The organism is Shinella sp. WSJ-2 (assembly GCF_003432075.1).
Taxonomy (GTDB): Bacteria; Pseudomonadota; Alphaproteobacteria; order Rhizobiales; family Rhizobiaceae; genus Shinella.
This window is the reverse complement of record NZ_QWBU01000002.1, coordinates 427281-449849: the sequence shown is the minus strand read 5'-3', so window position 1 is coordinate 449849 and position 22569 is coordinate 427281. Positions and strand designations below refer to the sequence as shown.

Genomic DNA, 22569 nt, shown 5'->3' with positions numbered 1-22569 from the left:
ATGACGCACCCGACCCGCCGCAGCTTCCTCGCCCTCATCGGAACAGGCCTCATCGCCTCCTCCGCCGAGGCCGGCGACAGCTTCACGCTGTCGGGCACCGTCACCTATGTGGCGAAGGGCGCCATTCCGCCCGGTCGGCTGACGATTCGGCTGGAAGAACAGGGCGTCATGGACGTCGCCGCCCGGCAGATCTCGCAGGCCACGGTCATCAGCAAGGGCAACCGGCACAGCATCCGCTTTACGATGCGGGTCCGGCGTTCGGCGCTGCGCAAGGCGATCGATCCGGGCTTCACCATCCGCCTCGAACGGCACGGCCGGCTCATCGCCACCAACACGACGAAACAGGGATATAGCGGCCGGGGCAAGGCCTCGCTGCAGATCGAACCCATTCTCTACTGAGGGGGAACACCCATGAGCGCATACAAGAACTTTTCCATCGAGACCGACGCCGACGGCATCGCGCTGGTCACCTGGGACATGCCCGACAAGTCGATGAACGTCTTCACCGTCGAGGTGATGGATGAACTCGACACAATCATCGACCAGGTCGTGGCCGACAGCGCCATCAAGGGCGCCGTCATCACCTCGGGCAAGTCCTCGTTTTCCGGCGGCGCCGATCTCTCGATGATCAAGGCGAGCTTCGACCTCCTGAAGGATGCGCAGGCCAGCGATCCCGCGACCGCCGTGCAAAAGCTGTTCGACGCCACCGGCCGGATGACCTGGCTGTTCCGCAAGCTGGAAACCTCCGGCAAGCCCTGGGTTTCGGCCATCAATGGCACCTGCATGGGCGGCGCCTTCGAAATGTCGCTCGCCTGCCACGGCCGCGTCGCCTCGAATGCCAAGTCGGTCAAGATCGCTCTCCCGGAAGTCAAGGTCGGCATCTTCCCCGGTGCCGGCGGCACCCAGCGCGTGCCGCGCCTTGCCAATGCGCAGGACGCCTTGCAGATGATGACCACCGGCTCGTCGCTCACGGCCGCCCGCGCCAAGGCGATGAACCTCGTGCATCAGGTGGTCGAGCCGGACCAGCTCATCCCCGCCGCAAAGCAGATGATCAAGGACGGCCTGAAGCCCGTCCAGCCATGGGATGAAAAGGGTTTCAAGGCCCCCGGCGGCGGTATCTGGACACCCGCCTCCGCCCAGCTCTGGCCGGCCGCCCCCGCGATCCTGCGCCGGGAGACATCGGGCAACTATCCGGGCGCGCTCGCCATCCTCAAATGCGTCTACGAGGGCCTTCAAGTGCCCTTCGAGACGGGCCTGAAGATCGAGCAGCGCTACTTCACCCATATCCTCCAGACGACCGAAGCCTTCTCGATGATCCGGTCGCTGTTCATCTCCATGCAGGAGCTCGGCAAGGGCGCGCGCCGCCCGGCCGGCGTTCCGAAGTCGGAGATCAAGAAGGTCGCCGTCGTAGGTGCCGGCTTCATGGGCGCGTCGATCGCCTATGTGACGGCCGCCGCCGGCATTCCGGTCGTGCTCATCGATCGCGATCAGGAAGCCGCCGACAAGGGCAAGGCGCACTCCCAGGGCCTCGTCACCGGCGCCATCGGCAAGGGCCGCATGACGAAGGAAGAGGGCGAGAAGCTGCTCTCCCTCATCACGCCGACGCCGGACTATGCCAGCCTTGCCGACGCCGATCTCGTCATCGAGGCCGTTTTCGAGGACCGCACGGTCAAGAAGGAAGTCACCGAGAAGATCGAGGCCGTGCTGAAGGAGGATGCGATCTTCGCCTCCAACACCTCGACACTGCCGATCACGGGTCTTGCCAAGAACTCCAAGCGCCCGAACCAGTTCATCGGCATCCATTTCTTCTCGCCGGTCGACAAGATGATGCTGGTCGAAGTGATCCTCGGCAAGGAAACGGGCGACAAAGCGCTCGCCACCGCCTTGGATTATGTCGCCGCCATCAAGAAGACGCCGATCGTCGTCAACGACACGCGCGGCTTCTACGTCAATCGCTGCGTCTTCCGCTACATGGCCGAGGCCTATGACATGCTGATCGAGGGCGTGCCGGCGGCGATGATCGAGAATGCCGCCAAGATGGCCGGCATGCCGGTCGGCCCGCTGTCGCTCAACGACGAGGTCGCCGTCGATCTCTCCTACAAGATCTTCAAGGCCTCCATCGCCGATCTCGGCGCCGAATCCGTCGATCCGCGCCATATGGAGCTGGTGACGAAGCTGGTGGAAGGCGAAGGTCGCCTGGGCCGCAAGGCTGGCAAGGGCTTCTACGACTACCCGCCGAAGCCGGCGAAGAAGAAGCTGTGGCCGGGCCTGAAAGATCTCTACCCGCAGCAGAAGCCCGAAAATGTCGATATCCAGGTGATCAAGGAGCGCCTGCTCGGCACCATCGCGCTGGAAGCCGCTCGCACCATGGAAGAAGGCATCGTCACCGATCCGCGCGAGGCTGATGTCGGCTCCATCCTTGGCTTCGGTTTCGCCCCCTATACCGGCGGCACGCTGTCCTACATCGACGGCATGGGCGTGAAGACCTTCGTGGCGCTCTGCGAAAAGCTCGCCGCGAAATACGGCAGCCACTTCCAGCCGACGGCCCTCCTCAAGGACATGGCCGCCAAGGGCGAGACCTTCTACAGCCGTTTTGCCCCGGAAACGAAGAAGGCCGCCTGAGTCCCGGCATCACAGGCAGGCAAGAGGCGGCCTTCAGGCCGCCTCTTTTCGTTTCCCGGCCTGTCGAAAACACTGAGAATACCGATGTCATGCAGCAAAAAACGGTCTCCTCCGCAGGAAAATCAGCTTTGGCGCGAAAATGACTGAACATTCGCGACGGGAAGTGATAGGAGGCTTCACGGATTTTTATTTTCGGCTACCAAAGCGGCTTAAAGCCGCGACAGAAAGGACATCCATTGCAGGTTCTCGTCAGAGATAACAATGTCGAGCAGGCGCTTCGCGTGCTGAAGAAGAAATTGCAGCGCGAAGGCGTTTTCCGCGAAATGAAGGCGCGCAGCGCTTTTGAAAAGCCGTCGGAAAAGCGGGCACGCGAGAAGGCCGAAGCCATCCGCCGCCAGCGCAAGCTTGCACGCAAGCAGATGCAGCGCGAAGGCCTGCTGCCTGCGCCCAAGAAGGCCGCGCGCACGCGCTAAACCATTGCGGCCGGGCGATTGCCCGGCCTGCCCCCGCCGGCAGAACCAGCCGCGTTATCGCTGCCAGACAGGCAGCCCGCCGCTCCGGCCTACTTCGTCACCGTCAATTTGGCATGCATGCCGGCTTCGTAGTGGCCCTTGATGTTGCAGAGCAGCAGATAGGTGCCGGCCTTCAGCTTGGCTTTCAGCGTTCCGTCCGCCCCCGGCTTCAGGTCGGAGACCTCGCCGAGGCTTTTCAGCGCCTTTTCATCCACGCGATGCTTCGCGGCGACCACGGGAACCTCCTCATTCGCCGTCTTCAGCCTGACCAGCACCATCTCGTGCGCCTCGCTGACCGCATCATTGTGCACGGCGAAGACGACACTGCCGGCCTTGACCGTAGACTGGTCGAGCGAAAGCGTCATGGGGCCCCCGCCTTCCCCGCCCTCGACGACCTTGATGGTTGTCGCGGCGAAAGCCGGAGCGCTGAGGCAGATGGCGGTAAGGGCTGCAAGCGTGGCGATGCGATATGTCATGGCGTGAACCTTTCTTCAAAGCCTGCATATTCGCTAGAGCGCGTCGCTGACACTTGGCTGAACGGTGGGAAAGCAGGGTCGGCAGAGAGCTGTTCCATCGGAAACAGCGGCACACGAAGGGATGTGTGATCTTCAGATCACCGGATGGGAGAGGCTCATCCTCAACCAGAGATCAGGAGAGACCCCATGCGCAAGTTCATCGTTTCCGCCACCGTTGCCCTCGTCGCCGCCGTCTCCTTCGCGGCCCCCTCGCAGGCCGGTTACTACGGCTACGACTACCAGCCGTACTGCTTCATCAAGAAGATCAAGTCCTACGACTACTACGGCAATGTCGTCATCAAGCGCATCAAGGTCTGCCGCTAAGCGACCCGGCCACTGACCTCCCCGAAGGCCCGGATGTTCCCCTGCATCCGGGTCTCTTGCCGTTTGCGCTCTACCGTGTGGCGTATATCCTCTTTTTTTATCCCCTCTTCCGCACCAGATTTTCCCCGCTCTCCGAACCCGTGCTTACAATCCTCCCATCCCGCCGCGGATACACTGCCAGGCGTGGCAGCGAGGCGGGATCGGCGCGGGGTGTGGGGAAGAGACGCAGAACCCCACACCCCGGGCCTGCGGAAAATGGTCTCCCTCCGGCGACATGGGGGAAGCGGCGGGGTGTCGGACCGACCCTTTCGTTTCATGCCCCAGACGGCGCGCCGGATGTGCCTGTGCGGCACGCAAGGAGGCCGGGACTGGCGGATGCGTCGGCATCGTCCGCCGGACGGGAACACGCTGGAAGGTGAAAACCTTCCGTCGCGATCGCCAGAGCGTGTGGTCGCGATGTCAAAACGGCGATGGCCCCTTCCGGAAACCGGCGAACGACATCAGCCATGCCGGACTTTGCAGAGGGACCGGAGTCGCAGGCAAAAACCGCTGAACGGGGCGCTGAAAGGTGCCACATACAATACATCAAACGAGGCAGCTTCCAGCGCCCCGTCCGGAATGCTCTTTGAAAACCCACGGGCGGAAAATCCGCCGCGTGGACGGTGGCGCATGGAATACCCCGTAATGGCCCATAAAGCCGAAGTCGCACCACGAAGGCGAGGGATCGATGCGGACACGAAGGGCGTTTATGCCGGCCGCGCCGCGTCGTTCATCCGCACCAGCAACTCCGCCCGCGTGCCGGCGGCACGGCTGGCATAGTCGAGCTTGGCGCCGAGGCTGGAGGCCATGGCGCCGATGATCTTGGTGCCCAGGCCGGTGCCGCGCACCGGGCCTTCGCCGCGCCAGCCGATACCGTCATCCTCGACAAAGAGCAGCGCATTGTCGGGATCGAGCCGGGTGAAACCGACGCGGACCTCGCCGCCGGCATCGCCATAGGCATATTTGAAGGCGTTGGTGACGAGCTCCGTCACGATAACGCCGAGCGAGACAGCACGGTCCGTCGGGACATGCAGCGGCTCCAGCGACCGGTTGAGGCGCACATTGCGTCCCTGGCTCTGCAAGGACGTGTCGAGTTCTGAGAGCAGCGTGCCGAGATAGGCGCCCATATCGACATGGCGCACGTCTTCCGACGTATAGAGCCGCCGGTGGATGCCGGCAATCGCGGTGATGCGTGCCTGCGTTTCCGACAGCGCCTCCTTGACCGCCTCGTTCGAGGCGCTCGACATCTGCAGGCGGATAAGGGCAGCCGCCAGCGCCAGCGAATTGCCGACTCGGTGGTTCACCTCGGCCAGCAGCACCTCGGCGCGCTCCTTGGCGGCGCGGATCTCCTGTTCGGCGCGCAGTTTGGCGCGCTTCAGCTCGGCATTTTCGAGCGCCTGACCCAGTGCATTGGAAAGCAGCGGCATGAAATCGTCGCCGACGGACTTGATGACGTAGTCCGCCGCGCCCGCCTTCAGCGCCTCGACGGCAACCTGCGCATCGTTCGAGCCGGTGACATAGACGACCGGAACGGCATCCGGCGTATCGGCAAGCTCCTTGAGGAAGGACAGGCCGGTCCCCGATTTCAGGAAATGGTCGAGCACAACGGCGTCCGCGCCGCCCTCTGCGAGAAGCTCGCGGCCACGCTCGATATCCTCGGCATGCCGCACCTCATAGCCGAGACGGCCGAGCGCCCGCTCGGCAAGCCGGGCGAGGATGGGATCGTCATCGATATAGAGGATGCGGATCGGGCCGTCCTTCATTTACTTGGTCTCGGGCATTTACTGCGTCTCAGGGATCTGGATCACGGAGAAGAACAGGCCGAGCTGGCGGATCGCATGCGCAAAGCTTTCATATTCGACCGGCTTGGTGATGTAGACATTGGCGCCGAGATCGTAGCAGCGCTGGATTTCCCGCTCGTCGTCCGTGGTGGTGAGGATCACCACCGGCAGGCGCTTGGTGTGGGTGTTTGTCTTGATCTTCTGCAGGATATCGATGCCCGACATGTCGGGCAGGTTGAGATCGAGCAGGATCAGCAGGAAACGGCCGGCGCTGGCGAGACCGGTACGGTCCTTGCCGAGCACGAAATCGAGCGCGTCCGTGCCGTTGGTGAAGGGCACGACCTCGTTATGCACCCCGGCGCGGCGGATGTTCTTCTCGATGAGGCGCGCATGGCCTTCATCGTCCTCGATCATCACGATGGTGACTTCCTTACCCAATCCGTTCATGCCTGCATACTCCTGACTACTTTGCTGAGGTCGGGCGGCAGACGCAGAACAAACGTCGTGCCTTCCCCGAGTGCGGATTTGACGACGATATCACCACCCAGATTGCGCATCAGTGAACGAACATGCGCAAGACCGATGCCTTCGCCGGGTTTGTCCTGCGTGCCGGAGCGGCGAAACAGCTCGAAGACCCGCTCGTGATCCTCCGGCGCGATGCCGCGGCCGTTGTCGGTGAACTCGATGACGGAACCGGCGCGTCCGTTATTGCGCGCGGTGACGGAAATGCGCAGCGGACGACCCGGCGTCTGGTATTTGATGGCATTGTCGAAGAGGTTGCCGAAAACCTGCTCGAGCGACAGCCGGTCGGAAATGACCGTTGGCAGATTGTTGCCAATGGTGACAACCCCGTCGGATTCGACCACCTGGTGATTGACGGTCGCAGCCCCCATCTCGACCAGGGCCTTGAGATCGACGCGCTCGATCTTCAACTCGCGGCGCCCGTCACGCGAAATCTTCAGGATGGCGTTGATGAGGCCATCCATCTTCTTGGTGGAAGAGCGGATGAAGCCGATCGCCTCCGGCAGGTCTTCCGAGGCGGCGCGGCGCGCTTCCAGAATATCGTCGGCGCTCGGCGGTTTGCCATCGGCCAGGACATAAGTCTGGATGGAGGAGAGCGATGCCTGCAATTCGCTGGTGAAACCCATGATGTTGACCAGCGGCGCGCGCAGGTCGTGGGTGACGATGTAGGCGAAGCGCTGCACTTCCTGATTGGCGCGGATCAGCTCCTCGGTACGCTCGTCCACCCGCCGTTCCAGCGTGGCGTTCAGCGTCTCGACCTCGCGCCGCGCCAGCATGATGTCGCGGGTATATTGCGCGACGACGAGAACCGCGCCGCCGAGCACGCCGATGATGGCGATGGCGCCGATGACCGTCGTCCATTGCAGCGCGCCGGCCGACCACAGCGTATCGACGATACCGACCTGAAGGCGATGATCGGCATCCGCCATGATGGCGCCAAGCTGTTCGCGCAACTGATCCATGAGGATGCGGCCACGGTCGGTCTTAACCTGAGCAATCGCATCGGTCGTGCGGCCCTGCTCCACGGCCTCGACCGTCTCCGCGAGCTCAACGAGTTTTTCCGAAACGAGCCGTTTGATATCGGGGCTGCGCCGTGCATAGTGCTCGAACTTCGCCGATTTTTCCTCGAGCGCCCTCTGCCGCTCGGCAACTGCCATCAGCGCCTCGTCATAGGGCTTGCGGAAGGTCGCCTCGCCGGTGATGACGAAACCGCGCTGGCCGGTTTCGGCATCCTTGAGGGTCGACAGCAGGTCGGACGCAGAGCTGCGGACCTCGCGTACCTCGACCAGTTCGGCAAAATAGGTCTGCACCTTGCTGACAAGCCAAAGCGACGTGCCGACGATGCCGAGCAACGCAATCATACCTGCTGCGAGCAGGATCACAGTCGAGCGCACGAAGGCGGCGTTCGATATCGGCATTCCACCCCCCGGTTAAAGCCGTCTTCAGGATCGCGACAATATCCAGATAGTAAACCTATGCAACCAATCGAAGCCGAGAAACCGGAATTCTTTTGGTTGCATCACCACTTAACCCGTCAGACCCGAACGCGGAATCGCCCGCCGAGCCGCTCGCGTGCAATGATGATCATGCCGGCGGAGAAGATGAGGGCGGCGCCTGCGAAGACGTTCGAGCCCGGCACGTCGCTCCAGATGAGATAACCGAGCGCGAAGGCCCAGACGAGCGAGGTATATTCGAACGGCGCCAGCACCGAGACCGGCGCACGGCGCATGCCTTCGAAGAGGGCGAATTGGCCGATGCCGGCCAGGATCCCCGTGCCGGCCATCAGCAGGAGATCGATCGCGGAAACCGGCTGCCAGACGAAGGGAATGGCAGAGGCGGTGAAAAGCAGGAAGAAGCCGCTGGAGATCGTCATCTGCACCTGCGTGCGCTCATGCAGCGCCGTCTTGCGCAAAAGCACCGTTGCGACGGCCCAGAAGATGGCCGCCTGCAGCGCCAGATAGACCGGGAGCGACAGCGTCAGCCCTTTTGCCGCGATGCCGCAGGCGACGACCACGCCGATGAAGCCGATCACGACGGCAAACCAGCGATAGCCCGGCACCTTCTCGCCGAGAACCGGCACCGAAAGGATCGTCATGACGACGGGCGAGGCATAATAGAGCGTGGTGAGCTCCGCGAGCCCGAGATCGCGCGCGGCGGTATAATAGCTGAGCCAGGCGGCGAGCAGCAGAAGATTGCGCAGGAAGAGCGGCTTCAGGACCGGCGAGGTGCGGGCATCCCGGATGATTTTCCGCCCGCCGATGGCGAGGCTGAGACCAAAAATTGTGACACTGCGCACGAAAAGAATCTGCCAGACCGGCAGGGCCACGACGAGCCATTTGACCGACGCGTCCTGAAGGGAAAACAGGAAATAGGCGAAGGACGTCAGCAGAATGCCGGAAGAGACGGTCTTGTGCACGGAAAGAACCTCGAGCGCGGAGCAGAGCCGCGTTTTCTAGATAGCCTGCCCGGCGAACCGGCGAAAGTGGCTGAAAATCAGGGGACAGGAAATTTTTCTTAATTTCTGCGTCGCACCTGGAAATATCCGGAATATGATAAGTTTCAGCGTGCATGCGCGGTGCACCGGGTATATGCGCGGGACATCATGGATTCCAAACGACTAGGCTACCTCTTCACCCTGCTGGCGATCGTGATTTTCAGCCTCCAGGATGCGATCTCCAAACACCTCGGCAGCACCTACCCACCTGTCTTCATCGCCATGTTGCGCTTTTGGGCCTTTGGAGCTTTCGCGATCGCGCTCGGCATGCGCAGCCCCGGCGGCTTGAAGGCGGCCGCGGCGACGAAACGGTTGCCGCTGCAAATCCTGCGCGGCGTGCTGCTGGCCGCCCAGATCGTCGTCGTCATTACGGCCTTCAGCACCGTGGGTCTTGCGCATTCGCAGGCGATCCTCGCATCGGGGCCAATCTTCGTTGCCCTGCTCTCGATGCCGCTTTTGGGCGAACGGGTCGGCTGGCGGCGCTGGCTGGCAATCGGTGTCGGGCTCGGCGGCGTGCTGATCATCGTGAAGCCCGGCAGCGACGGCTTCGATCTGAGCGTGCTCCTGCCTCTCGTCGGGGCGCTGTCTTTTGCGGTTTATGTCATCACGACCCGTCTCGTCAGCCGGGACGACGCGGCATCGACGAGCTTCTTCTACACCGGCGTGGCCGGCGCCGCTGCGATCTCGCTGGTTGGTCCCTTCTTCTGGACCAATCTCGCTCTCGCCGACTGGCTCTGGATGGCGCTTCTCTGCGTGACAGGCATATCGAGCCACTATTTCCTCATTCGTGCTTATGACCTTCTGGATGCCTCCGCCGTCCAGCCACTCACCTATTTCCAGGTGGTGCTGGCCGCCGTCATCGGCTCGACGGTCTTCGGCGAAACGCTGAGCCTCAACATGGTCGTCGGCTCCGCCATCGTCATGGGCGCGGGCATCTTCACGATTTGGCGCGAAAGCGTCGTCGCGCGCCGTCGTGCCGCAGAAAATGCGGGCGCAAACGAGAAAGGAAAATAATCCTTTTTTCTTTACTCTACGTCCCACCTTCGCTATGCTTCCGGTCAATCGGACCGGCAGAAGCCGGTCCGCCGCCTTGGCAGGGTTCTCAAGCATGTTTTCCCACGACCGGATCTGGGCAGCGATCGACGCCCTTGCCGAGCGCAACCGGCTCTCGCCGTCCGGCCTTGCGCGCCGCGCGGGGCTGGATCCGACATCCTTCAACAAATCCAAGCGCCAGGGGGCAGATGGCCGCCAGCGCTGGCCTTCGACGGAATCGATCGCCAAGGTGCTTGACGCGACAGGCACCTCGATCGACGAATTCCTCGCCAGTACGGCGCGCGATTTTGCACTGCCGCAGGGTACCTTCCCGCCGCAGGCTGGCAGTATTCCGCTGCTCGGCTTCGCGCAGGCCGGTGCCGGCGGCTTCTTCGACGATGGGGGCTTTCCGGCCGGCCAGGGCTGGGACGTGGTGGAATTTCCCGCCTCGCCCGACCGCAAGGCCGGCGTCTATGCGCTGGAAGTGCAGGGGGACAGCATGATGCCCCTCTATCGGGATGGCGACGTGTTGATCGTCGAGCCCGGCGCGCAGGTGCGCCGCGGCGACCGTGTCGTGGTCAAGACGCGCGAGGGCGAGGTCATGGCCAAGGTCCTTCATCGCCAGACGCCGCGCACGATCGATCTCGTCTCGCTCAATCCCGAGCACCCGAACCGCAGCTTCGATATCGACGAAATCGACTGGATCGCCCGCATTATTTGGGCAAGTCAGTAAGTAAGAGCTTACTGACTCTATCCACCGTAAAGATTGACCGGGAAATAGCGCAGGTAGATTTCCTGCAGGCGGCCGTTGCGCGACAGTGCCAGCAGCGCATGGTCGACCGCCGTGGCAAGGGCGGCATCCTCCTTGCGCAGCATGATCGTCAACCCTTCGCCGAGAAACGCTTCCGACAGATAGGGACCGTCGAAGAGTGCGCAGCAACCAGCTGACTCTGTGCCGTTCGTCCAGAAGGCAAGCTGCATGCCGTCGGAAAACACCGCATCCACCTTGCCGTCCTTGAGGGCGGCCAGGAGCGCCGTGCGATCGGCAAGTGCCTCTGCCTGTATGCGGGGGAAGAAGGCCTTCAGCATCGCCTCATGCGCGCTGCCTGTCACCACGCCGACCCGCTTTCCGTCCAGCGCTGCGGCCGTCTCGCCGGATGGCGGGGCCTTCTTGGCCACGGCGAAACGTGCCGGCAGGCGCATGAACGGGCGCGAAAAGGCGAACCGCGCGCGCAGATCCGCCGTGACGGCAACGCCTGCCGCAACGGCCTCGCCATTGCCGTCGACCAGCGCCTTTTCCAATTCGGGAAAGGTCACCGCCTGGATCTGGCATTTGTCCATCAGCGCCAGTTCCCGGCAGATTTCCCGCACCAGATCGACATGGAAGCCGGCAAGCTTGCCGGTCTGGTCGATGAAGTTGAACGGCGGAAAGTCCACCGTCGTGAGGAACCGGAGGCGCACGATGCCGGAAAGATCGGGCTTTGCGATGCGCTCGCGCGTGTCAAACAGGATCGGCAGATCGACCGACGGTTTGTCCTGAGCGGAGGCTGCCGTGGGGCTCGCCGCCCCCATCAACAGGCAGAGCGTAAAAAACCCATAGATTTTTAAGGATGAAATTGCTTTATTCCACATTACAATCAACTTGGGGTTTAACGGGGACGCAGCCGCTCACGCGGCAGCGCTGGCTGCATGCGACTGGCAGAATATCCCGACGACATCGCTTTCGCCACCGCAATCGGCATCCTGCCGGTCGGCCCTGCTCATCCGGCCGAAGAGCCGCATATCCCGTCCCGGCTAATGGCGGAAGCGCGGCTCTTCCGTCGGCTTGGCCTATCGAAAACCCTGATCTCCGCCATGCTGGTGCGGGCCAACAGGCATGGCACGACGCTGGAAGCGGAGTTGCTGGCAAGCGGCGTGCTCGCGGAAGATATCTACTACGAGGCGCTCGCCGAGATCCTGCACCTTCCCTTTCTCCGGCAGCTGGATCCCGCGCAGGTAGAAGACCTGCCCGGCGCCGACAGCCAGCTGATGGAACCGAGCATCATGCGGCTCCGCCACCCGACCCGGCCTCCCATTACCGCGATCGTGCCGAGCGCCGACCGGATCGAATCCTTCCGCGAGAGGCTCGAGCTTTCGCCGATGCTGCGCACCATGCTGACGGCGACAACACCGTCCGCACTCCGCACGGCACTCTGGCAGGCCGGGCGCATGCGGCGCCTGCGCGAGACAATCGACAGACTGTTCGGCACACTGCCGGAAGCGAGTGCCCGCATCACCCTTTGGGGGCGACAGGGCTTTTACGTCGGCACGGTTGTCACCACCCTTCTGGCGCTGGCCATCACGGAACCTGTCATCGCCTCGCTTCTTCTGCACATCGTGCTCACCCTCCTCTTTTTCGCCGCCTTCCTCGTCCGCCTCGTCGCGCTTTTGGCAGAGCAGCGGCAACAGCGAGGTGGAGCACTCACTTTGGTGCCGCCCGCAGGACCGCGACCAGTCTATTCGATCTTCGTGGCGCTCTATCGGGAGGCGGCGGTGGTGCCGCAGCTGATCGATACGCTGGATGGGCTCGCCTGGCCCACTGCCTGCCTCGACATTAAACTGATCTGCGAGGCAGACGACGACGCGACACTGGCCGCGCTTGCGGCCATGCGGCTTGGTCGACACTATGAAATCGTCGCCGTGCCGCCGGGTCACCCGCGCACCAAGCCAAAGGCGCTTTCCTATGCGCTGGGGGCCGCTCGCGGCACCTATCTCGTCATCTACGATGCTGAGGACCGGGTCGATCCCCAACAACTGGAGGAAGCCTGGCGCACCTTCGAGACAGCTCCATCCGACATCGCCTGCCTGCAGGCGCCGCTCATCATCACCAATGCGCGCGAAAGCTGGCTGAGCGCTCTCTTCGCTTTCGAATATGCCGGATTGTTCCGCGTCCTCCTGCCACGTCTTGCCGCCGCCCGCCTGCCGATGCCGCTCGGCGGCACCTCGAACCATTTTCGCACGCGCGTGCTTCAGGATGTCGGAGGATGGGATCCCTACAATGTCACCGAGGATGCCGATCTCGGCATGCGGCTCTATCGGATGGGCTATCGCTGCGGCACGATCAATCGACCGACCTATGAGGAGGCGCCGACGACCACATCCGCATGGCTCGGACAGCGGACACGCTGGTTCAAGGGCTGGCTGCAGACCTGGCTGGTGCTGATGCGGCGGCCCTCGCAGCTGGTGCGCGACATGGGCCTCTGGCCGTGTTTCGTCTTTCAGGTGCTGATCGGCGGGCTTATCCTCTCCTCGCTCGCCCATCCGCTGCTGATCGTTTACGTCGGCATGATCGCTTGGCAACTTTTCGGGCAATCCGCCCACATCACCAGTCCTTTGGAACTCACCCTCTTCGCCATCGATATCGTCAATATCTTCGGCAGCTACGGAATCTTCGTGGCACTCGGCGGGGCTGGCATGACGCCGGATGAACGACGTGCAACCGGTCGGCGCTGGGCGATGACGCCTGCCTATTGGCTTCTGATGTCGCTCGCCGCCTGGCGTGCCGTGCGAGAATTGCGCAGCAATCCGTTCTTTTGGAACAAGACAGCACACCGCCCGGCACAGACGATGGCGAGCGCCGGGTCGGTTGCAGAAACCGGGTAGAAGGGCCGGATCAGGGCGTCTGCGTCCAGATCGCCACATCGACGGGGGCAAGCTCCCGGCCGCCGACCAGGAAATCCGCGGTCGGCGAGGCGGGCACCGCTGCCGGCATGCTACCGTAGTTGAAAGCGAAATGCAGCTTGCCGCGCCGGGCGAGGCGCAGATCACCTAGATCCGGCAGGCTGTTCACGTTCGCCCAGCCGAGCGTGTCGCCCATTAGCTTCGACAGGAATTCGCCGCGCGGCAGCGTGCCGACATAGCGCGCCTTCGCATTGCCAATGATCGCGGGTGAACCCTGACGATGCCCGCCCTCGAAGGTCGCAAGCATGGTCTCGGTCGTGCGGATGAGCTCACGCCAGCCCGTCACCGCGTGGCTGGTATTGCCGTAGAGTACTGGTTCACAGTGATATTCGGGCAGGGATTCGACGCGCGTCACGCGAAAATCCAGGAGATCGGCAAGCGGGCCGGGCGGCAGGTCGGCCGGAATGTGCATCTCGCGCGTCTTGCTGCCGCTGCGCGGGCCGAACAGCGCCTTCGCACCGGAGGCCTTGAGCCGGGCGATGAAATCCGCATCGGCTATGACGAGATCGGGCGCGACGACCAGCTTGTAGCCGGAGAGATCGGCGTGCTGGCCGATGACATCGACATCCACGCCGAGGCGGGCGATGGCGGAATACCAGTCAAGGGCGATGGCCGAGGCGGCATAGCCCTGGCCCTGCGGCAAGGCGCGGGTGGCAAAGCGCGACTCGTAGTCGAGCACGATGGCGACTTCGGCCTTTTCGCGCGCCTCGCCCTCGGGCAGGCGTACCATCTCCTCGGCCACCTGCGCGACCTCGAGATAGCCCTGATCCACCTCGCTGTTCGGCAGGAGCAGGCCGGCATGGAACTGCTCCTGTGCAAAGGGCGCCTGGCGCCAGCGGAAATAGGAGACCATGTCGATGCCATGCGCATAGGCAAGCCAAGTCCACAGCCGCACCATGCCATCGGCCGGCGACTGGTTGTGCGCGGCCCAGTTCACCGGGCCCGGCTGCTGCTCCATCACCCAGACCCGGCCGCGGCCGACGGCGCGGTAGATGTCGTGGTTGAAGGCCGTCTGGTCGGGATCGCCGACGCGCAAGTAGCGGGCCTTCTCCTCGTCGCTCAGCCGGCCATTGATGAGACCGCCCATCGGATAGACATCCCAGGAGGCGATATCGATGTCCTCACCGACCTTGTAATGGTCGAAGTCGGTGTTCTGGTTCATGAAATTGTGCGTGACCGGGCGACCCGGCGAATGCCGGCGGAGGATATCCACCTGCACCTTGTTGAAGCTCTTCACCTGATCCGACGAGAAGCGGTAGTAGTCAACGAGATGGGTCGGCGTCGGCTCCTCGACGAGGTTGTTGGGCAGGTCCACCTCATCGAAGCTGTTGTAATGCATGCTCCAGAACTGCGTGCCCCAGGCGCGGTTCATTGCCTCGACCGTGCCGTAGCGGGCAGCCAGCCATTCGCGGAAAGCCCGCTTGGCCTCGTCCGAGTAGCTGTGGATCGTGTCGTGATCGCCGTATTCGTTGTCTGTCTGCCAGGCGTGCACGAAGGGATTGTCGCCATAGCGGCGCGCCATTGCCTCGGTGATGCGGGCGGCCTCCAGCCGGTAGCGGCGGCTGGAGAAACAATAGTGCCGGCGCGCGCCGAATTTGCGCACCACGCCGCGCGCATCGACCGGGAGAATATCCGGATAACGATCGACCAGCCATTTCGGCGGTGCTGCGGTCGGCGTTCCCAGGATGACCTTGAGGCCGGCGCAGCCGAGCACCTCGATCGCCTCGTCCATCCACTCCCACTGGAACGTGCCGGACTGCGGCTCGATATGCGACCAGGCGAACTCGCCGATGCGCACCCAGGTCAGGCCCAGCTCCACCATGCGGCGGGCGTCCTCGTCCCATTTTTCGCGCGGCCACTGTTCCGGGTAATAGCAGACGCCGAGTTCCAGCATGCCGGCATCCTTGCGGGCGGCATCGAAGCGGTTCTGTTTGGTCAGCGGCTTATGCACGTGCAGTAATCCTTGTCATCCACGGCGCCTGGGACGCCGCCATCGTTACGATTGCGATTGTCCATCGCTTCAACTGTTCCTGTTGCGGCGCGTCTTCACCACGCCACCGTCCGGCCGTCATAGGCGCGAAAACCGCCGCTCTCGGCCATCGTCGTACCGTCGATCAGCGCTTTCAGCCCCGCCGCGCTGACGCCGACGTCGATCGCTGCCTCGTCGCCACCCATATCGGTGCGCACCCAGCCGGGATGCAGCGAGATGACGGCAATAGCGTCACGGGCAAAATCTTGAGCGAGCTTGACCGTCGCCATGTTCAGGGCCGCCTTGGAGCAGCGATAGGCATAGTCGCCGTCGTCATCATCGAGCGTTCCCTCGGCCAGCGAGCCGGCGCGGCTGCTGATATTGACCAGCACCTTGCGCCTGCCGGCAGAAAGGTTCGGGCGAAGCGCGCGGGCAATGAGCAGCGGGGCCAGCGCATTGATGCGCATGACCTCGAGGAAATCGCCCGCTTCTAGAGACGAAAGGCCGCCGGTATCGCTGCGGATCGCGGCATTGTTGATGACGATATCGATCGGCTGACCAGCGAGCGTTTCGCCGAGTGCGGCTATGGAGCCGGCATCCGCCACGTCGAGCGGCAAGGCACCCTCCGCCGGCTGCCGCATGCAGCGGAGAACGCGCCAACCGGCCGCCGCATAGAGATCGGCGAGCGTGCGGCCGAGGCCGCGCCCGGCGCCGGTGATCAGCACCGTGCCGGCAGGGGTCTCAGCGGTGTTTGACGTCATATTTCTTCTCGATCAGGCTGACGAGGCTTGCCGCCGCCAGCGTCAGCAGGATGTAAAGGATGGCCGCCGAGTTATAGGGCGCGAACGGCAGGAAGCTCGCCGACTGGAACTCGCGCATGCGCTGCGTGATATCGCGGATCGACAGGATCGACAGCAGCGACGTGTCCTTCAGGATGGCGATCAGCTCGTTGCCGAGCGGCGGAATGACGATGCGGAAGGCCTGCGGCAGGATGACGAGCCGCGCCGTCTGCCAGCGGTTGAGCCCGAGGCTTCCCGCAGCCTCGATCTGGCCCGCCGGAATGGCATTGATGCCCGAGCGGAAGATTTCCGCGAGATAGGCGGAATAGGCGATCGCCATGGCGACAATGCCGCGCACGAGGTTCGGCGGATCGAAGACGCCGGCCGTCGCATCCTTCAGGGCGCCCGACAGCGGCAGGCCGACATAAAGCACGATGACCAGCATGGGGATGCCGCGGATCGTATCGACGATGAATTCCGAACCGATCGACAACGGATGGCGGCCATGCAGGAAACCGCCGAGGGTCAAAAGGCCGATCGCGATGGCGACGACGGCGAAGGTGATGCCGGCCGCGCGGTCGCGGTCGTTCAGTGCGTCGACCTGCCAGAGGCGCGGCCAGTCGGCAGGCACGGCGGCGGCCGGCAGCAGCGCGCCGCTGACGTCTTCCTTCTTCGCGACGGTCTCGATTGCCTGTTCCGGCGTGACGAAGGTACGCACCGGCGTTTCCGTCGTCGGGCCGCCCTCGTACTGACCGAAGCGCACAGCGCTGATCAGGCCGGCGGGCGTGTTGGTGACGATGCCGATCTTGCCCTCCAGCGTGCCCGCCAGCACATAGCTGTCGCGCGGCTGCAGCAGGAACCAGGCCGAGAGCGCGGCAAACAGCGCGGTCATGCCGATGAACAGCAGAAGGCTCTGGCGCGAATAGCGCAGTTTCAAAAGCCCGACCCAGACGAGGCCGAGAATGGCCGCGAGAATATAGGCGGCGATTGCCGCGCGGATGGTCGTGGCAAGGCCCGAGGCGAAAGCGAGATGGGCAAACAGGAAGACGAAGACGAGGCCGGCGCCATTGACGGCGCCGAGGATCCACGCCCCTGCCCGGCCGGAAGCACTTTCCGACGGCGCCGGCGCGCGGCTGCCGGCAAAGGTGAGGCCGAGGCCGGCCAGCAGCAGCACGGCATAGGCTGGCCAAAGCCAAGCCTCCACGCCGCGCACCATGAGATCGGCCGCTTCCGTCAGCTGGCGCGGCGTGGCACCCTTGACGACGAGATCGGACTTGAAGGAATCCACGCCGTTCGCCACCACCGACGCGATGAAGGGATGCACGAGATCGCCGGCCAGGATAGCCGCGGTCGCCAGCAAGCCGATAAGCCCCGCCGCCAGCGTCAGCCGCGGCCGAGCCGCCTTGAGGCGCGAAAGGAGGAGCACCGCAAAGCCGGCGGAGAAGGCAGCGGCCAGAAGCAGGAAGCCCGGCACGAAGATACCCGAGCCCAGCTCGATGCCGAGGATCGCGCGCAGCGAGCGCTGGTAATCCGGCGAGGAAGCGAAGAGATAGACGATGAAGGGCAGCGCGGCCAGGATGACCAGGTTGCTGGGTCTCACGCTTCTGACGAACGACATCACGGCCTCCGGCGCCAGGGCATCACGCCCGCGGCGCCGATGCCCTCTCAACTGCTTTTCGGCTCCGAAGCAAAACCCGCCGGAACCATCTGAACATGGAAAGAAACGCCGGAAGCACCCGCACAGCGCCTCCGGCGAAGAGACCTTACTTGAGGCCCCAATATTTGGCGACGAGCTTGTCGAGCGTGCCGTCGTCCCTGATCGCCTTTAGGCCTTCGTTGAAGGCGGCGATGTTCTCGTCGCCCTTGCGGAAGACGAGGCCCAGCGGGTCGGATTCGAGATCCTTGATCGAGGCGACGAGCTCGCCGGCGAATTCGCGCTCATAGGCGGCGGCATTGGCGCCGTTGATCACGACGCCGTCGACGTCCTTGTTCTTGAGCGCGATGATGGCGGCGCTGAAACTGTCATAGGCCGCGACGTTTTCCTTGCCGACGACGCCCTCGGCGACCTGGGCATCCGTCGTGTTGGCCTGGGCGGAGAGCTTGCGACCCTCGGCCTTGAACTTTTCCAGCGTCATGCCCTGGTCTTCGGCGCGCGTCAGCACGGCCTGGCTGTTGACGATATAGGGATCGGAGAAGTCCATCGCCTTCTTGCGCTCTTCGGTGATCGAGACACCGGAGGCGACGAGATCGAAATTGCCCTGATCGAGCGCGGCGAAGATGCCATCCCAGCCGGTCGTCACGAATTCGGCCTGGCAATTGATCTTGGCGCAGATGGCATTGACCACGTCGACATCGAAGCCGACGATCTGGCCGCTGGCCGGATCCACGCTCTCCATCGGCGGCGACGTCGTGTCGGACCCGACCTTCAGAAGCTTGCCGCCCAGATCGGCCGCATGAACGCCGCCTGCCGCAAGAACAGCCAGCGCCAAAGTCGCAACGAATTTCCTCATCTCTTCCTCCTCAACCATCGGCACCGCGCCAACCGGCCGGCACTCGACAAATTTACGGCGGGCGCATAAACGCCACGACCATTCCCGTGAAAACCGTAACAAGGAATAAAAACGTTTTCAATAAGAAATATAAACGTTTTTATATGGAAATTTTGAAAAGGCTCACCATGCCGCATCAGAGGAGGAACAAAGCAGGAAATTCATCGGGGGATTGGATCAGACGCTGGAGCGGGTAGCGGGAATCGAACCCGCGCGTTCAGCTTGGGAAGCTGACAGGCTACCATTACATCATACCCGCAGGGCAGCGCCGAGGCCGCAGTCATTCAACAGTTCGCGGGGTGTGTCAAGCGGTGGAGCGCGCTGGATCTCGCCGCTATAAGCCTGACTTTTTTCAGCACGCCCGCGCAGAACCGTCGCGAGCAACATCCCAACGGGGCAATTTTTCATAAATCCGGATGTCATCAATGAAAAGATGTTGCTTTAAATCGCAGTTTACTTGCTAATGTAGCGGCTCTTATTTTGACGCTGCACAGGAGATTGCGGAATGAAGTTCTGCTTCTGCGCCAACATGATAGCACTTTTAATGGCAGGACCGGCCGACATGGCGAACGGCCAGGTTCTTTCCACGAATGAAATAATAGATATCCTCAAAGACCGAAGCACAATACTAACCAGAAGCATTACGGTCGATGACATAGGAAATAGAAAAGACACGCCTGATTTCATCGAGAACGCGACGACGCGCGGGTTGAAAGTCGAGGAGCGAAGGCAGCGCGACAACTATGTTGCGACTTACGCCAGACTGTTGATTTGCACTGAGAGCTGACCCGGGATTTGCGCCGAGAAGTGACCCGCCTTAGGCATCGTCCGTCGTGGTTGGATTGGTCAAGTTCCTACGTTTCTCCTTCGTCGTTTTGGGCTCATGAGCTGAGCTGTTTTTGAAGCGGAAGCTGTCGTTTCCGGTTTCGAGGATGTGGCAATGATGCGTGAGCCGATCGAGCAGCGCGGTGGTCATCTTGGCGTCGCCGAAGACGCTGGCCCATTCGCTGAAGCTCAGGTTGGTGGTGATGATGACGCTGGTGTGCTCGTTGAGCTTGCTCAACAGATGGAACAGCAGCGCACCGCCTGAAGCACTGAACGGCAGGTAGCCCAGTTCGTCCAGGATGACGAGATCGGAGTGTGCCAGGCGGTTGGCGATCTGCCCTGGCCGACCTTGGGACTTCTCCTGCTCCAGCGCATTGACCAATTCCACGGTTGAGAAGAACCGAACCCGCTTATGATGATGTTCAATGGCCTGGACACCGATGGCCGTAGCGATATGCGTCTTGCCCGTGCCGGGACCGCCGACCAGGACGATGTTGTTGGCGTCGTCGAGGAAGTCGCAGCGATGAAGCTGACGGACCAGCGCCTCGTTGACCTCACTGCTGGTGAAGTCGAAGCCGTTCAGATCACGATAGGCTGGAAAGCGTGCCGTCTTGAGCTGGTAGGCCGTCGATCGCACTTCCCGTTCCGCGGTCTCGGCCTTGAGGAGCTGCGACAGGACCGGGATGGCGGCCTCGAACGCTGGCGATCCCTGCTCGGTGAGCTCGCCAACGGCCTGGGCCATGCCGTGCATCTTCAGTTGCCGCAACATGATGACGACAGCGCCACTTGCTGGATTATGACGCATGGCGAACCTCCGTCTTTCTGAGCGCGTCGTAGCGTTCGACATTGGCCTTCGGCTCGTTGGTGAGCGTCAGGGCCTGTGGCGCGTCGATGGTCGGTGGCGTGAAGGATTTGCCGTCGACGAGGCGATGCAGCAGGTTCAGCACGTGCGTCTTCGTGGGGACGCCGGACTTCAGCGCCATGTCGACCGCCGATAGCACGGCCTGTTCGTCGTGCTGGAGGACCAGCGCCAGGATATCGACCATCTCGCGGTCGCCACCCGGCTTCTTCAGGAAATATTGCTGCAAGGCCCGGAACGCATCGGGCAGTTCGACGAACGGTGCACCATTACGAAGAGCACCTGGCTTGCGTTGCACCACCGCCAGATAGTGCCGCCAGTCGTAGATCGTCTGTCCCGGCCGATCGTGAGAGCGATCGATGACGCGACGATGCTCGCAGACGATCTGTCCCTCCGCGGCGATGACGACACGATCCGGATAGACCCGCAGGCTCACCGGTCGATTGGCGAAGGATGCCGGGACGCTGTAGCGATTACGCCCCAGATGGACGAGGCAGGTCGGCGTGACCCGCTTCGTATATTCGACGAAGCCGTCGAACGGGCGGGAAACCGGCATCAATGCCAAGGCCTCCTCGGCCCAGATATCGGCGATGGTGCCGCGCATCTGGCCGTGAGGGGTCTTTGCCCAGAACTCCTTGCACCGAAGCTCCAACCAATCGTTCAAGGCATCCAATGATGGAAAGCGCGGAACAGGTTGGAAGAAGCGGTGACGCGCATCCTGAACGTTCTTCTCGACCTGCCCTTTCTCCCAACCGGACGCGGGATTGCAGAACTCCGGCTCGAACACATAGTGGCTGGCCATCGCCAGGAAACGGACATTGATGTCGCGCTCCTTGCCACGGCCGACCTTGTCGATCGCCATGCGCATGTTGTCGTAGATACCGCGGCCGGGAATGCCGCCAAACACGCGGAATGCATGATTGTGGGCATCGAACAGCATCTCATGCGTCTGAAGGAGATAGGCTCGTACGATGAAGGCGCGGCTATAGCTTAGCTTCGTATGTGCGGCCTGCAGCTTGGTGCGCTCATTGCCGATGATGGCCCAGTCTTCCGACCAGTCGAACTGGAAGGCCTCACCCGGTTCGAAGGCCAGAGGCACGAACGTTCCGCGTCCTGTCGTCTGGAATTCCCTCTGCCGGTCTGCCTTCCATTCCCGGGCAAAGGCTGCAACACGGCAATAGGAACCGTCGTAGCCGAGGCTCACCAGGTCGGTATGGAGTTGCTTCAGGGTGCGCTTCTGCTTGCGGCCCTTCTTGGATTCCGTCTTCAGCCAGGCCGACAGCCGATCCGCGAACGGATCAAGCTTGCTCGGTCGCTCCGGGACTTTGAACTTCGGCTCCACGCCGTCCAGGCGCAGGTATTTGCGGACAGTGTTCCGGGACAGGCCGCTCCTGCGGCAAATCTCCCGGATCGATAGATGCTCTCGAAAATGCCAGCGTCGTATTACGCTCAGTAACGCCATGTCGATCACTCCAGAGCCCCCGCTGAAACCTCGCGAGGGATGATTGAAACATGGGTCAAATCTCAGTGATAATTTCCCGCAATCCCGGGTCAGCTCTCAGTGCAAATCAACAAGGACTGCTTTGATGCCGTTGTCGATCTGTATACCGACCTGGCTGATCAGGACCGCGGCGAGGAGCGATCCGGCGACACCACCCAGTTGGAACTTCCCAAACTGGAATTTTCCGACCCAGTACCCAACGGCCAGTGAGAGAAACAGAGCGATTTCGGGCGATGCCGAAATATGTCGGCGAGGAAGGTCATCTATATTCCTTTCGATTGAAAAGATTCGGAATGACGTTCTGTTCTGTGTTGAAATAAGTAGGCGAACCACGCGCAACCTGTCTAGGCGCATCAGCAAAAATACTCGCCACGAAGTTGCCATGTTGGTTTACCGGGCATTAACGGTGGTTGTCATGAGGATTCGGCATTCGGGAGGATATTTACGCCTGTCGAGGAGCGGCGTGGGTTTCCGTGAGCTTCGCTTGCCGTATATTGCTATTACAGAATGGGATTTTCGGAATAAA

Annotated in this window: 21 protein-coding genes and 1 tRNA gene; 8 read left to right on the top strand and 14 right to left on the bottom strand. The window is 62.5% G+C overall.

Translation table 11 applies throughout. The features are described 5' to 3' along the window. From D0Y60_RS06330 to rpsU, 3 genes are all read left to right on the top strand, one after another. Complete coding sequence (locus D0Y60_RS06330) at window positions 1-399, top strand: YbaY family lipoprotein (protein ID WP_117367888.1); 399 nt, start codon at window positions 1-3, stop codon at window positions 397-399. 12 nt (window positions 400-411) lie between these two features. Next, a complete protein-coding gene (locus D0Y60_RS06325) occupies window positions 412-2622 on the top strand; it encodes an FAD-dependent oxidoreductase (protein WP_117367886.1) in 2211 nt (736 codons plus the stop codon). A 236-nt stretch (window positions 2623-2858) separates the two neighbouring features. Next, entirely contained in the window at window positions 2859-3095 is a 237-nt protein-coding gene (gene rpsU, locus D0Y60_RS06320; RefSeq protein WP_117367884.1) for a 30S ribosomal protein S21, read from the top strand. 89 nt (window positions 3096-3184) lie between these two features. Here rpsU and D0Y60_RS06315 read toward each other — a convergent pair whose 3' ends face one another. Further along, entirely contained in the window at window positions 3185-3610 is a 426-nt protein-coding gene (locus D0Y60_RS06315) for a sulfocyanin-like copper-binding protein (protein WP_117367882.1), read from the bottom strand. 186 nt (window positions 3611-3796) lie between these two features. On the opposite strand from D0Y60_RS06315, the gene D0Y60_RS24710 reads away from it, so the two are divergent. Continuing rightward, the gene (locus tag D0Y60_RS24710; RefSeq protein WP_158565412.1) at window positions 3797-3973 is read left to right on the top strand and encodes a hypothetical protein; all 177 of its coding nucleotides are present in this window, start codon (window positions 3797-3799) and stop codon (window positions 3971-3973) included. Between the two features lie 746 nt (window positions 3974-4719). Here D0Y60_RS24710 and D0Y60_RS06310 read toward each other — a convergent pair. The 4 genes from D0Y60_RS06310 to D0Y60_RS06295 form a co-directional block, all read right to left on the bottom strand. Beyond that, window positions 4720-5775: a histidine kinase dimerization/phosphoacceptor domain -containing protein gene (locus D0Y60_RS06310; RefSeq protein WP_117367880.1), complete on the bottom strand. Its 1056-nt coding sequence runs from the start codon at window positions 5773-5775 to the stop codon at window positions 4720-4722. A gap of 18 nt (window positions 5776-5793) precedes the next feature. Further along, window positions 5794-6240 carry a response regulator gene (locus D0Y60_RS06305; protein ID WP_117367878.1) on the bottom strand — a complete coding sequence of 149 codons (447 nt, stop codon included), beginning with the start codon at window positions 6238-6240 and terminating at the stop codon, window positions 5794-5796. After that, a complete protein-coding gene (locus tag D0Y60_RS06300; RefSeq protein ID WP_117367876.1) occupies window positions 6237-7733 on the bottom strand; it encodes a CHASE3 domain-containing protein in 1497 nt (498 codons plus the stop codon). Before D0Y60_RS06300 ends, D0Y60_RS06305 begins: the two co-directional genes overlap by 4 nt. A gap of 116 nt (window positions 7734-7849) precedes the next feature. Further along, the gene (locus D0Y60_RS06295; protein WP_117367874.1) at window positions 7850-8731 is read right to left on the bottom strand and encodes a DMT family transporter; all 882 of its coding nucleotides are present in this window, start codon (window positions 8729-8731) and stop codon (window positions 7850-7852) included. 186 nt (window positions 8732-8917) lie between these two features. Between D0Y60_RS06295 and D0Y60_RS06290 the strand changes: the two genes are divergently transcribed. Both D0Y60_RS06290 and D0Y60_RS06285 read left to right on the top strand, forming a co-directional pair. Further along, window positions 8918-9823: a DMT family transporter gene (locus D0Y60_RS06290; protein WP_117367872.1), complete on the top strand. Its 906-nt coding sequence runs from the start codon at window positions 8918-8920 to the stop codon at window positions 9821-9823. A gap of 94 nt (window positions 9824-9917) precedes the next feature. Continuing rightward, window positions 9918-10574, top strand: coding sequence for a helix-turn-helix transcriptional regulator (locus D0Y60_RS06285; RefSeq protein ID WP_117367870.1), 657 nt, complete (start codon window positions 9918-9920; stop codon window positions 10572-10574). A gap of 17 nt (window positions 10575-10591) precedes the next feature. Here the strand turns inward: D0Y60_RS06285 and D0Y60_RS06280 are convergent, their stop codons facing one another. Continuing rightward, window positions 10592-11413, bottom strand: coding sequence for a transporter substrate-binding domain-containing protein (locus tag D0Y60_RS06280; RefSeq protein ID WP_245409101.1), 822 nt, complete (start codon window positions 11411-11413; stop codon window positions 10592-10594). A gap of 117 nt (window positions 11414-11530) precedes the next feature. Here D0Y60_RS06280 and D0Y60_RS06275 point away from each other — a divergent pair, with 117 nt between their 5' ends. Next, a complete protein-coding gene (locus tag D0Y60_RS06275; protein WP_117367866.1) occupies window positions 11531-13483 on the top strand; it encodes a glycosyltransferase family 2 protein in 1953 nt (650 codons plus the stop codon). A 10-nt stretch (window positions 13484-13493) separates the two neighbouring features. Here D0Y60_RS06275 and D0Y60_RS06270 read toward each other — a convergent pair whose 3' ends face one another. From D0Y60_RS06270 to D0Y60_RS06250, 5 genes are all read right to left on the bottom strand, one after another. Further along, on the bottom strand, window positions 13494-15512 hold the full coding sequence (locus D0Y60_RS06270; protein ID WP_199564115.1) for a beta-galactosidase: 2019 nt from the start codon (window positions 15510-15512) through the stop codon (window positions 13494-13496). 95 nt (window positions 15513-15607) lie between these two features. Beyond that, entirely contained in the window at window positions 15608-16255 is a 648-nt protein-coding gene (locus D0Y60_RS06265) for an SDR family oxidoreductase (RefSeq protein WP_199564122.1), read from the bottom strand. Window positions 16256-16271: 16 nt separating this feature from the next. Then, window positions 16272-17927: an amino acid ABC transporter permease gene (locus D0Y60_RS06260; protein ID WP_117367862.1), complete on the bottom strand. Its 1656-nt coding sequence runs from the start codon at window positions 17925-17927 to the stop codon at window positions 16272-16274. A 145-nt stretch (window positions 17928-18072) separates the two neighbouring features. Next, window positions 18073-18819, bottom strand: a complete 747-nt coding sequence (locus D0Y60_RS06255; RefSeq protein WP_117367860.1) for a transporter substrate-binding domain-containing protein — start codon at window positions 18817-18819, stop codon at window positions 18073-18075. A gap of 224 nt (window positions 18820-19043) precedes the next feature. Beyond that, window positions 19044-19117 (bottom strand) — tRNA-Gly (locus D0Y60_RS06250). A 246-nt stretch (window positions 19118-19363) separates the two neighbouring features. On the opposite strand from D0Y60_RS06250, the gene D0Y60_RS06245 reads away from it, so the two are divergent. Beyond that, window positions 19364-19645, top strand: a complete 282-nt coding sequence (locus D0Y60_RS06245; RefSeq protein ID WP_117367858.1) for a hypothetical protein — start codon at window positions 19364-19366, stop codon at window positions 19643-19645. Between the two features lie 30 nt (window positions 19646-19675). On the opposite strand, the gene istB is transcribed toward D0Y60_RS06245, so the two are convergent. The 3 genes from istB to D0Y60_RS06230 form a co-directional block, all read right to left on the bottom strand. Continuing rightward, complete coding sequence (istB, locus tag D0Y60_RS06240) at window positions 19676-20488, bottom strand: IS21-like element helper ATPase IstB (protein WP_117367856.1); 813 nt, start codon at window positions 20486-20488, stop codon at window positions 19676-19678. After that, complete coding sequence (gene istA, locus D0Y60_RS06235; protein WP_117367854.1) at window positions 20478-22004, bottom strand: IS21 family transposase; 1527 nt, start codon at window positions 22002-22004, stop codon at window positions 20478-20480. The genes istB and istA overlap by 11 nt, the downstream gene beginning before the upstream one ends. A gap of 96 nt (window positions 22005-22100) precedes the next feature. Beyond that, a complete protein-coding gene (locus tag D0Y60_RS06230; protein ID WP_245409114.1) occupies window positions 22101-22397 on the bottom strand; it encodes a hypothetical protein in 297 nt (98 codons plus the stop codon). Between the last annotated feature and the right edge of the window lie 172 nt (window positions 22398-22569).

What these genes read in the sequence shown, in the direction of transcription:
- D0Y60_RS06325 (WP_117367886.1), top strand. Translation starts at nt 412, where the DNA reads ATGAGCGCATACAAGAACTTTTCCATCGAGACCGACGCCGACGGCATC.
- D0Y60_RS06310 (WP_117367880.1), bottom strand. Translation starts at nt 5,775, where the DNA reads ATGAAGGACGGCCCGATCCGCATCCTCTATATCGATGACGATCCCATC.
- D0Y60_RS06280 (WP_245409101.1), bottom strand. Translation starts at nt 11,413, where the DNA reads ATGGGGGCGGCGAGCCCCACGGCAGCCTCCGCTCAGGACAAACCGTCG.
- istA (WP_117367854.1), bottom strand. Translation starts at nt 22,004, where the DNA reads ATGGCGTTACTGAGCGTAATACGACGCTGGCATTTTCGAGAGCATCTA.
- D0Y60_RS06330 (WP_117367888.1), top strand. Translation starts at nt 1, where the DNA reads ATGACGCACCCGACCCGCCGCAGCTTCCTCGCCCTCATCGGAACAGGC.
- D0Y60_RS06315 (WP_117367882.1), bottom strand. Translation starts at nt 3,610, where the DNA reads ATGACATATCGCATCGCCACGCTTGCAGCCCTTACCGCCATCTGCCTC.
- istB (WP_117367856.1), bottom strand. Translation starts at nt 20,488, where the DNA reads ATGCGTCATAATCCAGCAAGTGGCGCTGTCGTCATCATGTTGCGGCAA.
- D0Y60_RS24710 (WP_158565412.1), top strand. Translation starts at nt 3,797, where the DNA reads ATGCGCAAGTTCATCGTTTCCGCCACCGTTGCCCTCGTCGCCGCCGTC.
- D0Y60_RS06275 (WP_117367866.1), top strand. Translation starts at nt 11,531, where the DNA reads ATGCGACTGGCAGAATATCCCGACGACATCGCTTTCGCCACCGCAATC.
- D0Y60_RS06285 (WP_117367870.1), top strand. Translation starts at nt 9,918, where the DNA reads ATGTTTTCCCACGACCGGATCTGGGCAGCGATCGACGCCCTTGCCGAG.
- D0Y60_RS06290 (WP_117367872.1), top strand. Translation starts at nt 8,918, where the DNA reads ATGGATTCCAAACGACTAGGCTACCTCTTCACCCTGCTGGCGATCGTG.
- D0Y60_RS06260 (WP_117367862.1), bottom strand. Translation starts at nt 17,927, where the DNA reads ATGTCGTTCGTCAGAAGCGTGAGACCCAGCAACCTGGTCATCCTGGCC.
- D0Y60_RS06245 (WP_117367858.1), top strand. Translation starts at nt 19,364, where the DNA reads ATGAAGTTCTGCTTCTGCGCCAACATGATAGCACTTTTAATGGCAGGA.
- D0Y60_RS06255 (WP_117367860.1), bottom strand. Translation starts at nt 18,819, where the DNA reads ATGAGGAAATTCGTTGCGACTTTGGCGCTGGCTGTTCTTGCGGCAGGC.
- D0Y60_RS06305 (WP_117367878.1), bottom strand. Translation starts at nt 6,240, where the DNA reads ATGAACGGATTGGGTAAGGAAGTCACCATCGTGATGATCGAGGACGAT.
- D0Y60_RS06230 (WP_245409114.1), bottom strand. Translation starts at nt 22,397, where the DNA reads ATGCGCCTAGACAGGTTGCGCGTGGTTCGCCTACTTATTTCAACACAG.
- D0Y60_RS06300 (WP_117367876.1), bottom strand. Translation starts at nt 7,733, where the DNA reads ATGCCGATATCGAACGCCGCCTTCGTGCGCTCGACTGTGATCCTGCTC.